We start from the raw sequence: 12,702 nt of genomic DNA, 5'->3' as shown, positions 1-12,702 counted from the left end.
GGGGTTACGCTTGCCGAGGTTGAGCCCGCGGCCATAGTCCCTCTTTTGGAGTACCTATGGAACGTTCATTGAATGCCCTCGTTCACCTCGATATCCCTGACGACACCGTCCGGATAGACGTGGCGGGAACCCTGGACCAGGAGTCCCGCCCGGACCTTGTCCACATCATCCGCAGGATCCGGCGGATGGGCATCCGCTCCCACATCCGGGTTGACCTTTCCCGCGCCGCACTCGTTGAGTCTTCGGCGCTTGCGGGACTGCGCCGCGACCTCACGGCCATGGACCTCCACGCATCGCCGGGGGTTAAGAGCCCTGGCGTATCCCTGCACATGGATGTGACGTCCGGCATCCCATCCGCCGCGGCGCCGGGGACCCAGCCCCTGGTCCTTGTGGACGATGACGAACCGTTCCTTCCGGACGGATACGACAGCCTCGCAGCCCTGCCTCCGGGACGGATCGAGGAGCTTTTCGGCCGGCCCCTTGCCGAATACACGGACAAAGAGCTGCTGGCCGCCAGCGATTCCCTGTTCGCCCTGCTGGACACACCCAAGGCCCTGGCCGGGCCGGAACTGCTGGGCCGCTATAACGATATCGGCCAGGAAATCATCAGGCGCCAACGGGACCCGCAGGAGCCGTATCCTGCTGCCGAGGGCCGCACCGCGAGCTGACCCGGCGTCACTGAATGGTTACATTCCGCTGCTTGCGGCACTGTCTTCCGTTGTGCCTACGGTAGGGGTGTGCCGTATGAGGGGGAGGTAAATCCGCAGGACCGGCGCGGGAGCTCCGCTGCCCGGTTGCTGTCGGAAGCTGCTGCCCTCAAGAGGTTTTCCCGGCGCAGTTTCCTCACGGGGGCCGGCTCCGCGGGGCTGCTGGCGGCGGACATGCTCCTCACCCGGGAAGTCCAGTCGCAACGGCAGATCAACAGGATCCTGCCGGTAACCGACCAGTTCGCCGACGCCTACTACCCGGACGCGTGCTGGTTCCTCTTTCCCGGCTACAAGACCAGTTGGGAAGAGGCGCAGTGGATCCTCAACTCCCTGCGCGGTTCATTGAACAAACGCGCCCGTCTGGCCGCCGTCGGTTATTCGAACCAGGGGCTTGACATCGACGATGTCGTGATCGCCCTGATCGAGTACGTCCGCGCCGAGAAGCTCACCAAACTGTTCTTTTATGGGCACAGTTTCGGCGGGATGGTGGCAACCCAGGTGGCGGCGCGGCTCCTGGAGATCCACGGGGTTGAGGTGCAGTTCATCGTCCTGGACTCCAGCCCGTACAGCAAGCATGATGTGCTGGACCAGAGCTGGTTCGACGGCGTGGTGTTCCTTTATGAGCGCGGCTTCCGGTTCCCGTCCACGCTGCGCGGCGGCTATGAACTGGGGGAGCGGGTGATCCACAAGGACGAGCGGAGCTGGCGGCAGATCCTGGACCAGACCATGGAGCAACTGTCCCCGATCGCGCCGTCCAGCGTGCTTATCCAGACGGAATCCGCGTATATCTACTACTTCGACGGGACACGGTTCGCGGGCAAGCTGGGCGGCGCCAGGATGGCCTACATCGGCAACCCGAGGGACCGGACCGTCCGCTACCAGACTGCGGTAGAGGCGTGGGCGGTGGCCTTCAAGGACAACATGGTGTCCACCGACCTGCAGACGACCGGTGCCGCCCCAGCCCACGCCAGCCCGGGATGGAACCCCAACGTGTACAACCCCATCCTGGGCGAACTGCTGGACGGATACTTCCCGCTGCCCCGCGGCGGGTCGAAGGTGAGCGTGTTCTAGATCTGGTTCTTCAGGTCCGCCACGGAGTTCAGCACCTGGTTGGGCCGGAACGGGTAGGCCCCGATGTCCTCGCGGCCGGTGATGCCGGTGAGGACCAGGACCGTGTGCAGCCCGGCCTCCATGCCCGCGATGATGTCTGTGTCCATCCGGTCCCCGATCATGGCGGTGGTCTCGGAATGGGCATCGATCTGGTTCATCGCGGAGCGGAACATCATCGGGTTGGGCTTGCCCACGACGTATGGCTCGCGGTCCGTGGCCTTGGTGATCAGCGCGGCGATGGCGCCTGTGGCCGGCAGCGGGCCATCCTTGGACGGGCCGGTGGCGTCCGGGTTGGTGGCGATGAACCGTGCCCCTGCCAGGATGAGCCGGATGGCCGTGGTGATGGCCTCGAAGGAATACGTGCGGGTTTCGCCAAGCACCACGAAGTCCGGGTCTTGGTCGGTGAGGATGAAGCCGGCCTCGTGCAGCGCCGTCGTAAGCCCTGCTTCACCGATGGTGTAGGCGCGGTTGCCAGACCCGGACCCCTGCACCTGGTCCTTCAGGAACTGGGCCGTGGCCAGGGCGGACGTCCAGATGTTCTCCTCCGGTACCTCCAGTCCGGACGCGCGCAGCCGTGCGGCCAGGTCCCGCGGTGTGAAGATGGAGTTGTTTGTGAGGACCAGGAAGCGCTTGGACGTGTCCACCCAGCGCTGGATGAGCTCCGCGGCTCCGGGCACGGCCTGGTTCTCGTGGACCAGTACGCCGTCCATGTCCGTCAGCCAGCACTCAATGTCCTGTCCGCTGCGGTAAACCGCCGGGTTGCCTGCTACCTGGTCTGCTGTTGCCACACTTACCTCCGCCGGTGATGAATGCTCCAGTGGTCCAGTCTAGTGTTGAGGGGTGAACCAAACGCCCGGCCTGCCAGACCCGCCAGCCCTTCCTTCCGGGGAGCCGGACGCAACGGAAGCCGGGGCACCCAGGGCGGAGGTCGGCGTCGGGCCCTGGGAAGGCGACCTGCCGGAAGGGGACCACTGGGACCCGGACCTCCTGGCGGACGGGGACCGGCGCAACGTGCTGGACAAGTACCGCTACTGGAAGCATGAGGCGATCGTGGCGGAACTTGATTCCCGCCGGCACAACTTCCATGTGGCTATCGAGAACTGGCAGCACGACCTCAACATTGGCACCGTGGTGCGGACCGCCAACGCGTTCCTCGCCAAAGAGGTGCACATCATCGGACGACGCCGGTGGAACAGGCGCGGCGCCATGGTCACCGACCGCTACCAGCACGTCCGCCACCACCCCACCGTAGAAGACTTCGTGGCCTGGGCGCAGGGGGAGGGACTGGCGATCATCGGGATCGACATTTTCCCGGATTCGGTCCCGCTGGAAACGTACGACCTGCCCAGGAATTGCGTGCTGGTCTTCGGCCAGGAGGGGCCCGGGCTGACGCCGGAGGTGCACCAGGCCGCCGAGGCAACGCTGTCCATCGAGCAGTTCGGCTCCACCCGGTCCATCAACGCCGCCTCCGCCGCGGCCATCGCCATGCACGCCTGGGTCCGGCGGCACGTGTTCAACCAGCACGTATAGGCGCCCGCGCCCAAGTCACGGGAGTGTTACCTGCCCCTGACCCGAAACGCCGGCGGTGTGGCGGATATCGCTAGGATGGAGCTAGCCGTAAAGCGGTCTTCGGGTTACCAGCCCTCAGACGAAACTCAGCATAGGAGTCAGCATGCCCATTGCAACCCCAGAGATCTACTCCGAGATGATCGACCGTGCGAAGGCGGGCGGCTTCGCATACCCGGCCGTGAACGTCACGTCCTCGCAGACGCTGAACGCAGCGCTCCGCGGCTTCGCCGAGGCTGAGTCCGACGGCATCGTCCAGGTCTCCACCGGCGGTGCCGCCTACTGGTCCGGCGCCTCCACCAAGGACATGGTCGCCGGTTCCCTGGGCTTCGCAGCCTTCGCCCGCGAGGTGGCCAAGAACTACGGCGTCAACATCGCCCTGCACACGGACCACTGCCCCAAGGACAAGCTGGACGGCTTCGTCCTGCCGCTGCTCGCCGCCTCCGAAGCTGAAGTCAAGGCCGGCCGCAACCCGCTGTTCAACTCCCACATGTGGGACGGCTCCGCCGAAACCCTGCAGGAGAACCTGCGCATCGCCCGCGAGCTGCTCGAGCGCACCGCAGCTGCCAAGATCATCCTCGAGGTCGAAATCGGCACCGTGGGCGGCGAAGAGGACGGCGTCGAGAACGAAATCAACGAAAAGCTCTACACCACGGTTGAAGATGCCTTGGCCACCGTTGAAGCCCTGGGCGCCGGCGAGAACGGCCGCTACATCACGGCACTGACCTTTGGCAACGTGCACGGCGTCTACAAGCCCGGTGGCGTAAAGCTCCGCCCGGAGATCCTGAAGGACATCCAGGCCCAGGTTGGCGCGAAGATCGGCAAGGAAAACCCGTTCGACCTGGTGTTCCACGGCGGCTCCGGCTCCTCGGACCAGGAAATCGCCGACGCCGTGTCCTATGGCACCATCAAGATGAACATCGACACCGACACCCAGTACGCCTACACGCGTCCGGTGGCCGACCACATGTTCAAGAACTACGACGGCGTCCTGAAGGTCGACGGCGAAGTGGGCAACAAGAAGACCTACGACCCCCGCGTCTGGGGCGCTTCCGCCGAAGCCGGCCTCGCAGCCCGCGTGGTTGAGGCCACCAAGCAGCTCGGTTCGGCCGGAAAGACCTTCTAAATGTCGGATGAGTTCCGCAAGAACCTGATGGGGCCGGAGCCTACGCTCCTGCCGGCCGAACCCGAGATCTACCAGCACCTGGCCCTCGGCCAGGAGCCGGTAGACCTCGTGGCCAAGCACCCCACCTCGTCGCTGCTCTGGGCCATCCTGGCGGAGGACGCATGGGCCGAGGGGCGCACCATCGATTCCTACGCCTACGCCCGGGTGGGCTACCACCGTGGACTGGACTCCCTGCGCCGCAACGGCTGGCGCGGGGCCGGGCCGATTCCCTGGGAGCATGAGCCCAACCGCGGGTTCCTGCGGGCGCTCTACGCGCTGGGGCGCGCCTCGGCCGCCATCGGCGAGGCTGAGGAACCGGAGCGTATCGCAAAGTTCCTCAACGACTCTGACCCGACGGCCAAGGCAGCCATCGAGGCTTAACAGCGTTTGTAATTACGACGGCGGGCGGCCACCTTTCATTTGGAAAGGTGGCCGCCCGCCGTCGTATTATCTCGGTGGTTGAGCCTGTCGAAACTTGGATTTCGACAGGCTCAATCCCCGGAGGTACAGGCGTGGACTATGCCCTCTGCAGGCCCGTGCGTGCCATGGCGTCCGCATAGGCCACCCGCATTTCCTGCAGGTATTCCTCCTGGCGGGCCGGCGATCCAGCGAAGGCACGGCCGCTGAGGGAGCGGACCTTGTAGGTCTTGAGCCCGCGCCGCCAGAGGAGCGGCACTTCGGTCTTGAGCAGCAGGTTTGCCAGCCGGTTCGCTTCCGTGCCGTGGGCGACGATCACCGAAGCGCGGGGGACCAGCGCCAGGAACTTGAGCAGCGGCTTGAGGCCCGCCTGGATCTGGTCAGGGGTGAATTTTCCATTGGGCTCGCCGGGAGTGTGCCAGGGGTGCACATTCCAGGGCATCACGTATTCCGGACGCAGGCCGAGCTTCCACTGGATGCCGAGCATCCTGGTGGCGGCGTCCTGGTCTCCCGCGGTGATGAAGCCGGACTGGTCCGCTTCACCGATGTTCGAGAACAGGCTGATGATGCGGCACTCCTCAACGTCGTGCATGGGGTCCACGTAGGGCACGGCCGTCCCGGGCCGGGTTTCCTGCAGGGAATCGCAGAGTTCGTTGACGGCGGCGACGTTGGGCTCGTAGCGGCGGCTCAGGAGCTGCTCATGGAAGGATTCGGGGGCCAGGGCTGTCATGTAGTGCTGGTTCTCCTGCGGGGATTGGCGGTGCTTCCGCCGGCGGAGTTGGACGCGCGGGGGCGCGGCGCATCAGCGGCGGTATTTTGGGGTGGGCCGGTTCCTGGCCGGCCGTGTCCAGTTTACCAAGACCCTGGATGCGAAACGCCGGGCGAAGGCGGCGGCCCTCAATGGGTGCAAATTGCCGCACGTGTTCGCGCATTTTCCCGTCGTTTATCACATCAAATTCCCGGCCACCCATAACAATTAGTACACCGGCTTGACTTTCGTTTGGATCCCCTATTGGGTTAGTCGTATCGGTTTTTTGGGGGAAGTACCGATAAATCCTCCATCACCCGTGTCCCGGTTCATTACCGTTCGGGGAAAAATTCCAATTTGGGGGAAATCATGGTTGCATCAACCAGTGCTAAGCCGCGCTCAGAAAAAGCTACTAAAGTCCGTGCGCTCCTGGCCGGCGGACTTGTATTGGGGATTGGCGCAGCTTTCACGCTCGCCGCCTGGACAGACAACGAATGGGTCTTCGGCCAAAGCGAAAATGGCGGCGGACCGGGGACCAAGGTCTATCACATGCAGCAGAACACATGGACAGGACCAGCGGGTGACGCGGTCTGGGGCGATAAGGATGCTGCCCCGGGTGGTGCGCTGACCTTCAGCGTTAATGCCGACAACCTGGTTCCCGGCACTACGGTCTACGCCCCCATGCAGTTGCGGGCTTCTGACAAGTCGCAATCGTTGGTCGCCACACTCACTGGGGCAGCCCGACTTGATGAAGCTGACTCCGTCACAAACTCGTCAGCGCTGTATGGGGCCCTTCGCTACCAGTTGAAGCAAGGTGTGGATAAGGACTTGTGCAACGCGGCCAACTTCGGCCCGAATGGAACCGACTTGGTTCGTGTCGGTTCGACTTTGAGCACTCGTTCAGATACTCCCATAAACCTTCCAGCCGGTGCGACAGACGCGGCACCCGGCACCCCCGTGAGCCTCTGCTTTGCCCTGACCCTGCCTTCGAGCGCCGGCGTTGAACTACAGGGGCTGAAGACAACACCGGTGTGGACCTTCAGCAGCACCGTGGGCCAGCCGTAGCCACTATCTGTGCAGCGGGTACCGGTCCTGCGTAAAACCCTGTTCCGGGCGGCGGATGTGCCGTCCGGAACAGGGGCTCCGCGGGCTGTTCGGATTATTGCCAAGGGGTTTCGGGAAGTTTCGCTTACTCTGGTCGCCGTGCTGGGGCTGGCGTGCATCCTCTCCCTGATCCTGGGCTTCTTTTTCAAGGCGTCTTTCATTGTGTTCCGGACGGGGTCCATGGAGCCGCTTCATCCGGTAGGGGCGTTGTCGCTGACCGTCCAGGTTCCGGCCGAAGATCTTGTACCCGGCGACGTCGTCTCCGTCCGGCGGGAAGCTGGCACTGCCCTGGTGACGCACCGGGTGGTAGCGGTCGATGCACCGACGGACGAGGGGGCCACGGCCTCCTTGCGGCTCCGCGGCGACGCGAACATTTCCGATGACCCGCTGCCCTACGAGGTGGCCACCGCGCAGAAAGTCCTGGTGACGGTACCCGGACTCGGAGCATGGGTCATGGCGTCACGCGGACCGGAATTCCTGGGCGCAGCCACACTGGCGGTCACCGCAATGGTGACGTGGGCGTACTGGCCCAGGCGCGGCACTGCCGGCCAAGCCCGTGCCGAAGAAGACGGCGCCGCAGCCGACACCGAAAAGTAAGGTCGTAGATGACATGGCGGGACCCAGATCCAGGCGTACCGCGGGCGCAGCAGGTGTGGCCGCGGTATTGCTGGCAGGCGCCACCCCAGTTGCCGCCGTTGCAGACGAGCATATGTTTCCCGTCCCGGAGACTGGAACGGCTGGCCTGCTGTCCCTCTCCTCCTCCATATTTCCGCTGGTGATTCCGCCGCTGCAGGCGGGGGAAGCATTCAGCTGGCAGATCGGGGTGTCCGTGGACCAGCCCAACGGCGAGTCCACCCTGCAGCTAACCGCAGACGGGGAGATCGCAGGAACAGAGACGTATGTCGTTGCTGTGGACGAGTGCGACTTGCCGTGGCAGGGGAGCAGCGGGCTCGGCGGGGCCTTGAGTTGCCCGGAGGGGTCCACTTCCCGGATAGTCGCGGTGACGCTGGTCGAGCACCGCCCGGATGACGTAATTCCGCTCAGGGATGTGCAGGAGGACGCAGGGTCCTACCTGCGCTTCGTCCTGTCCCGCCCGCCGTCCTCGCCGGATCCGGAGGACGCAACGCTCGCGTTGGGCATTGGGATCACCGCGGGCGGGGCCGACGGAGGGGGCACGCCGGGGCAGCGCCCGGCGGTTCCGCTGGCAGACACCGGAGCCGCGGTGCGGCAGGGATTGTTCGCGGGCGGCGGTCTCCTGCTGCTGGGAGCGGCGGTTGTGGCTGCCATGCGCGGGGGACGGACCAAGCCAGGGGGGACGCCGTGAAGGCAGGCATGGCAACAAGGGTGCGGGACGCCGTCGGGAAGCCCCGCCTCTTCCTGACGGTCACGGCTATCGCTGCCGCTTCACTGCTGGCAACAACCACTGTCACAACTGCCGCGTGGACAGACAGCGAATGGGCGGGCGGTACCGTTGGTGTCGGCTCGCCGGGCGACTGCGCCACGAACACCCTCTTCAGCAGCCGGGCCGCGGCGCAGCAGCTTTCGGGAAGCGTCCTGGGAGTGGACCTGTCGACCCTCGCCGGGGTTGAAGGGTTGAGCGTCACCAACACCGACGGCACGGCAACCCCGGTCCCCGTGACGGCCACCGGGGCGGCGGGCGTGCCCGACGCGTTCCTGAGCAAGCTGCCTGTGACGGTCCTCGGCGACACCCCGGTAACCGCGGCGCTGGGACTCGGTGCACCCGTAGGCAGCCTGGGCACGTACACGCAGTGGGCCCAGGCCCAGGAGAGCGGGCAGGCCCGTGCTGCTGCAGGCCTGGTGACCGACCAGTCCGGGGCCGTGGATGTTACGGGGACGGCGACCGGCGCCGGCACCGCACCGGATTCCGCCACGATTTCGCTGGGGAGCATTCTTCCCGCATCGCTGGCCGGGATAACGCTCGACGTCGGAGCGGTAGCCTCGTCCTCCTCGGTGGAGGGGTGCGGGGTTGTCAACGGCTGGCCAACACTGGCTGCCGCACCAATGGTCACTCGGGAATATGGCGTTGCCAGCCTTGACCTGGGCGCATCAGTGCCGTCGCTTGTCAGCATTTCAGAGCCCACCACGACTGCTACGGGAAGCCTGCTCGGAATGCTGCCGGGCTTGGAGGACGACCTTGTCCGGACGCTGGACAGCGAAGTTGCGAAAGTCCTCGGCAGCCTGGGCCTTGTCGCCACGACAACTGCCGTCGAACTTGGCACGCCGGATGTGTCAGCGGTCCACCGCCTGCTGGAGGAGCCACAAAGCAGGGGTGCCGTCACACTCGATGTGAACGCGGGGCGCCTGTGGGTGGATTTGGCGAAGCTTCCTGGCGCGGCGCCACTGAACACCCTCACGCCCAACAGCCCCGTTGTTCTGACGACTGCAGGCATAACCCAGCTGCAGGACGACGTCCGCGTCCTTCTGGGCGGGATCACCACACAACTGCGTGCCGCGATCGACGCGGTGACAGTTTCCGCGACAGTCAGGGCGGATGTTGGGCTGCTCGGAAGCACCGAAATTTCAATCGGTGGAACGCTGGGGGAGATTAGAGCGGGAACACTGACACCGACCTTCACCACCATAGGGCTCGATCTCACGCCGCTGCTGCTGGGCGATCTCACCGCAGCCGTTCTGCGAGCGGTCACCACCTCCGTGGTGGAACCGACGAGCGCCATCGTTAGCAACCTGCCGCCAACCTTGGCTCCGTTGACAGCAACAGCAGGTACCGACGTCGGCACTCTGCTCACGACAGTCAGCGCTCTCGTGTCCATCCACGTCAACGTCCAACCCGACCAGCCGTGGGCCGGGGACAGGCCAAAGGATGTGGCTGCCGGGATGGGGGAGTACCAAGTGTCTGCGGTCCGGGTGGGCATCGTTAGCCAGCCGGAGCTGCTGAGCCTTTCGCTGGGCACCTCCACTGCCGGCCGGGTGAATTACAGCATTTCCTGACCCTACGGAAAATGCCGCTAATACCCGCGCCAATTTGCGGGTACTAGGGCAATATTTACAAACGTAATAAGTGACTGGTCCTTAACGTTATGCACATTGACAGAAATCGTTTTCCTTGGTTGGCTCTTGTCACCGTCCGCAATGGGGGACATCGCGGACGGACGCACCTAATGCACTCGAAAGAGGTAAACGCACTGTGAAGAAATCCCTGGCTGCTTTCAGAAATCTCGCCGTTTCCGGCGCCTTGGCGCTTGCCGTCGTCGCAGGACCCGCCCCGCTGGCAAACGCTGTGGGCGAGGGCCCAAACTATGACGGCAACGGCCAGATCACCACATCCAAGCTGGCCACCTACGACCAGATGGTTTCGTTCCTGAAGGACCAGGACGCCCGCCAGCCGGCAATGGAGCTGGAAGTGATCGGGCAGACCGTCAAAGGCCGTGACATCCACCTGGTGAAGTACGTCTCGGACCCGGCCAAGCCGACCATCCTCTACCTGACCCAGCAGCACGGCAACGAGCAGCTGACCACCGAAGGTGCGCTGCAGTTCATTAAGCACCTGGGCACCGGCAAATCTGCTGACATCCTTGACGGCGTGAACATCCTGGTGGTGCCCATGCTCAACGCGGACGGCGCCATGGGTGACGTGAACTTCTCCCTGGAGGACTACCTCGCCAAGGGTGACCGCAACATGACCCGCTACAACGCAGAGGGCGTGGACCTGAACCGAGACCACGTGGCTAAGGTCCAGCCCGAGACCCAGGCGCTGCACAACAACGTGATGCGCAAATACAACATCGACTACATGATCGACCTGCACCACCAGGGCACCCGCAGCCAGCGGGACGGCGAACTGGTATCCGGCTCCATCCTGTACCCCACCACCCCCAACGCGGACGCCGACGTCGTTGAAAAGTCCAAGCAGCTCGGCGCCGTCGTCTTCGACAACGTCGACTCCACCGGCTGGGGCCACCTGGGCAAGTACGTGGGCGGCAGCGCCGAAACCATCAGCCGCAACGGAATCGCGGTGGAATACGGCATTGCCACGCTGCTGTTCGAGATGCGGGGCATGTCGGACCACTACCTGGACGGGTATGCCCTGGGCCTGCGCAGCAACGGCTACCTGATCCAGCAGACCGTAACCACCCTGACCTCCACGGCCGCAGCCATTGCCGACGGCTCGATCGCCGACGCCGACACCTCCTTCTGGGACAGCCTCGCCGAGCAGACCTCCCGGCCGGCAGGGGAAGCCGACGACGAATAGGCACCACCGCAGCCATCCGCCGCGGTCCTTTACCTTGCGTAAAGGACCGCGGCGTCCTTTCAAGTGGACGAACATCACTATCGGCTAAACTTGGGTGGTAAGAGCCCCGGGGCCACTGCACTGTTGTTCCGTCCGCGGAACGCCGGAAGCGGGTCCACTCGGGGCATTCTCATGAACGGTGCCGCACCGGAACGGCCACGCCGTGGCCACTGGAGCAGCCCGAACGAATGGGGGAGGATCCCATGCCAGCAATTGTGATCGTAGGAGCCCAGTGGGGCGACGAAGGTAAAGGCAAGGCCACCGACCTTCTGGGCGGCCGCGTCGACTACGTCGTCAAGCCGAACGGCGGCAACAACGCCGGGCACACCGTCGTCGTAGGCGGTGAAAAGTACGAACTCAAGCTGCTGCCGGCAGGCATTCTCAGCCCCAACGCGGTGCCGATCATCGGCAACGGCTGCGTAGTGAACCTCGAGGCGCTCTTCCAGGAAATCGACGGCCTGCAGGCACGCGGCGCGGACACCTCCAAGCTCCGTGTTTCCGCCAACGCCCACCTGGTGGCCCCGTACCACCAGGTCCTCGACAAGGTCACCGAGCGCTTCCTTGGCAAGCGCGCCATCGGCACCACCGGCCGCGGCATCGGCCCCGCCTACATGGACAAGGTGGCCCGCCTGGGCATCCGCGTCCAGGACGTCTTCGACGAATCCATCCTCCGGCAGAAGGTGGAAGGCTCGCTGCGCCAGAAGAACGAACTCCTGGTCAAGGTCTACAACCGCCGCAGCGTTGTGGTGGACGAAATCGTGGAGTACTTCCTGTCCTTCGCCGAGCGGCTCCGCCCGCTGGTCATCGACAGCACCCTGGTCCTCAACGCTGCCCTGGACGAGGGCAAGGTTGTGCTGATGGAAGGCGGCCAGGCAACGTTCCTGGACGTGGACCACGGCACCTACCCGTTCGTGACCTCCTCCAACCCGACCGCAGGCGGCGCGTCGGTTGGATCCGGGATCGGTCCTACCCGCATCTCCCGCTCCATCGGCATCATCAAGGCGTACACCACGCGTGTGGGCGCCGGCCCGTTCCCCACTGAGCTTTTTGACGAGATGGGCATGTACCTGCAGAAGACCGGCGGCGAGTTCGGCGTCAACACGGGCCGTCCCCGCCGTTGCGGCTGGTACGACGCCGTCCTGGCGCGCCATGCCTCCCGTGTCAACGGCTTCACGGACTACTTCGTCACCAAACTGGACGTCCTCACCGGCATCGAGCAGATCCCGGTCTGCGTTGCCTACGACGTCGACGGCGTGCGCCACGACGAAATGCCGATGACCCAAACCGAGTTCCACCACGCCAAGCCCATCTTCGAGTACTTCGACGGCTGGACCGAGGACATCACCGGTGCGCGGACCCTGGCGGACCTGCCGGAAAACGCGCGCAACTACGTCCTGGCCCTGGAGAAGCTGTCCGGCACACGCTTCTCGGCCATCGGCGTCGGCCCCGACCGTGACCAGACCATCGTGGTGAACGACCTCATCAACGACTAACAGCAGCATTCCAAAGAGTACGCCGGGGGGGGGGGGGGGGGGGGGGGGGGGGGGGGGGGGGGGGGGGGGGGGGGGGGGGGGGGGGGGGGGGGGGGGGGGGGGGGGGGGGGGGGGGGGGGGGG

Annotated in this window: 13 protein-coding genes; 11 read left to right on the top strand and 2 right to left on the bottom strand. The window is 65.0% G+C overall.

Going from position 1 to position 12,702, the window contains the following annotated elements; all coding sequences use genetic code 11:
* The first annotated feature begins 56 nt into the window (after positions 1-56).
* Positions 57-668: a hypothetical protein gene (locus ACYQ1Z_RS08895; RefSeq protein WP_459792154.1), complete on the top strand. Its 612-nt coding sequence runs from the start codon at positions 57-59 to the stop codon at positions 666-668.
* 69 nt (positions 669-737) lie between these two features.
* A complete protein-coding gene (locus ACYQ1Z_RS08890; protein ID WP_459792153.1) occupies positions 738-1,778 on the top strand; it encodes an alpha/beta fold hydrolase in 1,041 nt (346 codons plus the stop codon).
* On the opposite strand, the gene ACYQ1Z_RS08885 is transcribed toward ACYQ1Z_RS08890, so the two are convergent.
* Positions 1,775-2,605 carry an HAD-IIA family hydrolase gene (locus ACYQ1Z_RS08885; RefSeq protein ID WP_459792152.1) on the bottom strand — a complete coding sequence of 277 codons (831 nt, stop codon included), beginning with the start codon at positions 2,603-2,605 and terminating at the stop codon, positions 1,775-1,777. The genes ACYQ1Z_RS08890 and ACYQ1Z_RS08885 overlap by 4 nt on opposite strands.
* Positions 2,606-2,657: 52 nt before the next feature.
* Here ACYQ1Z_RS08885 and ACYQ1Z_RS08880 point away from each other — a divergent pair, with 52 nt between their 5' ends.
* The 3 genes from ACYQ1Z_RS08880 to ACYQ1Z_RS08870 all read left to right on the top strand — a co-directional run bounded on the left by ACYQ1Z_RS08880 (position 2,658) and on the right by ACYQ1Z_RS08870 (position 4,929).
* On the top strand, positions 2,658-3,347 hold the full coding sequence (locus ACYQ1Z_RS08880; RefSeq protein ID WP_459792151.1) for a TrmH family RNA methyltransferase: 690 nt from the start codon (positions 2,658-2,660) through the stop codon (positions 3,345-3,347).
* A 142-nt stretch (positions 3,348-3,489) separates the two neighbouring features.
* Positions 3,490-4,509: a class II fructose-bisphosphate aldolase gene (gene fbaA / locus ACYQ1Z_RS08875; protein ID WP_459792150.1), complete on the top strand. Its 1,020-nt coding sequence runs from the start codon at positions 3,490-3,492 to the stop codon at positions 4,507-4,509.
* The gene (locus tag ACYQ1Z_RS08870; protein ID WP_459792149.1) at positions 4,510-4,929 is read left to right on the top strand and encodes a DUF3151 domain-containing protein; all 420 of its coding nucleotides are present in this window, start codon (positions 4,510-4,512) and stop codon (positions 4,927-4,929) included.
* A gap of 136 nt (positions 4,930-5,065) precedes the next feature.
* Here the strand turns inward: ACYQ1Z_RS08870 and ACYQ1Z_RS08865 are convergent, their stop codons facing one another.
* Entirely contained in the window at positions 5,066-5,695 is a 630-nt protein-coding gene (locus tag ACYQ1Z_RS08865; RefSeq protein ID WP_459792148.1) for a uracil-DNA glycosylase family protein, read from the bottom strand.
* 375 nt (positions 5,696-6,070) lie between these two features.
* Between ACYQ1Z_RS08865 and ACYQ1Z_RS08860 the strand changes: the two genes are divergently transcribed.
* The 6 genes from ACYQ1Z_RS08860 (at position 6,071) to ACYQ1Z_RS08835 (ending at position 12,580) form a co-directional block, all read left to right on the top strand.
* The gene (locus ACYQ1Z_RS08860; protein ID WP_459792147.1) at positions 6,071-6,778 is read left to right on the top strand and encodes a SipW-dependent-type signal peptide-containing protein; all 708 of its coding nucleotides are present in this window, start codon (positions 6,071-6,073) and stop codon (positions 6,776-6,778) included.
* Between the two features lie 138 nt (positions 6,779-6,916).
* Positions 6,917-7,414: a S24/S26 family peptidase gene (locus ACYQ1Z_RS08855; protein WP_459792146.1), complete on the top strand. Its 498-nt coding sequence runs from the start codon at positions 6,917-6,919 to the stop codon at positions 7,412-7,414.
* Between the two features lie 13 nt (positions 7,415-7,427).
* Entirely contained in the window at positions 7,428-8,141 is a 714-nt protein-coding gene (locus tag ACYQ1Z_RS08850; protein ID WP_459792145.1) for a hypothetical protein, read from the top strand.
* 8 nt (positions 8,142-8,149) lie between these two features.
* Positions 8,150-9,787, top strand: coding sequence for a choice-of-anchor G family protein (locus tag ACYQ1Z_RS08845; RefSeq protein ID WP_459792144.1), 1,638 nt, complete (start codon positions 8,150-8,152; stop codon positions 9,785-9,787).
* Positions 9,788-9,983: 196 nt separating this feature from the next.
* On the top strand, positions 9,984-11,048 hold the full coding sequence (locus ACYQ1Z_RS08840) for a M14 family zinc carboxypeptidase (RefSeq protein WP_459792143.1): 1,065 nt from the start codon (positions 9,984-9,986) through the stop codon (positions 11,046-11,048).
* Between the two features lie 242 nt (positions 11,049-11,290).
* The gene (locus ACYQ1Z_RS08835) at positions 11,291-12,580 is read left to right on the top strand and encodes an adenylosuccinate synthase (protein WP_459792142.1); all 1,290 of its coding nucleotides are present in this window, start codon (positions 11,291-11,293) and stop codon (positions 12,578-12,580) included.
* Positions 12,581-12,702 lie beyond the last annotated feature (122 nt).

Source organism: Arthrobacter sp. AD-310 (genome assembly GCF_054656615.1).
This window is presented reverse-complemented; position numbering and strand designations above follow the sequence as displayed.

Coding starts and splice junctions, on each gene's coding strand:
- ACYQ1Z_RS08895 (WP_459792154.1), top strand. CDS start 57: ATGGAACGTTCATTGAATGCCCTCGTTCACCTCGATATCCCTGACGAC.
- ACYQ1Z_RS08850 (WP_459792145.1), top strand. CDS start 7,428: ATGGCGGGACCCAGATCCAGGCGTACCGCGGGCGCAGCAGGTGTGGCC.
- fbaA (WP_459792150.1), top strand. CDS start 3,490: ATGCCCATTGCAACCCCAGAGATCTACTCCGAGATGATCGACCGTGCG.
- ACYQ1Z_RS08835 (WP_459792142.1), top strand. CDS start 11,291: ATGCCAGCAATTGTGATCGTAGGAGCCCAGTGGGGCGACGAAGGTAAA.
- ACYQ1Z_RS08870 (WP_459792149.1), top strand. CDS start 4,510: ATGTCGGATGAGTTCCGCAAGAACCTGATGGGGCCGGAGCCTACGCTC.
- ACYQ1Z_RS08845 (WP_459792144.1), top strand. CDS start 8,150: ATGGCAACAAGGGTGCGGGACGCCGTCGGGAAGCCCCGCCTCTTCCTG.
- ACYQ1Z_RS08865 (WP_459792148.1), bottom strand. CDS start 5,695: ATGACAGCCCTGGCCCCCGAATCCTTCCATGAGCAGCTCCTGAGCCGC.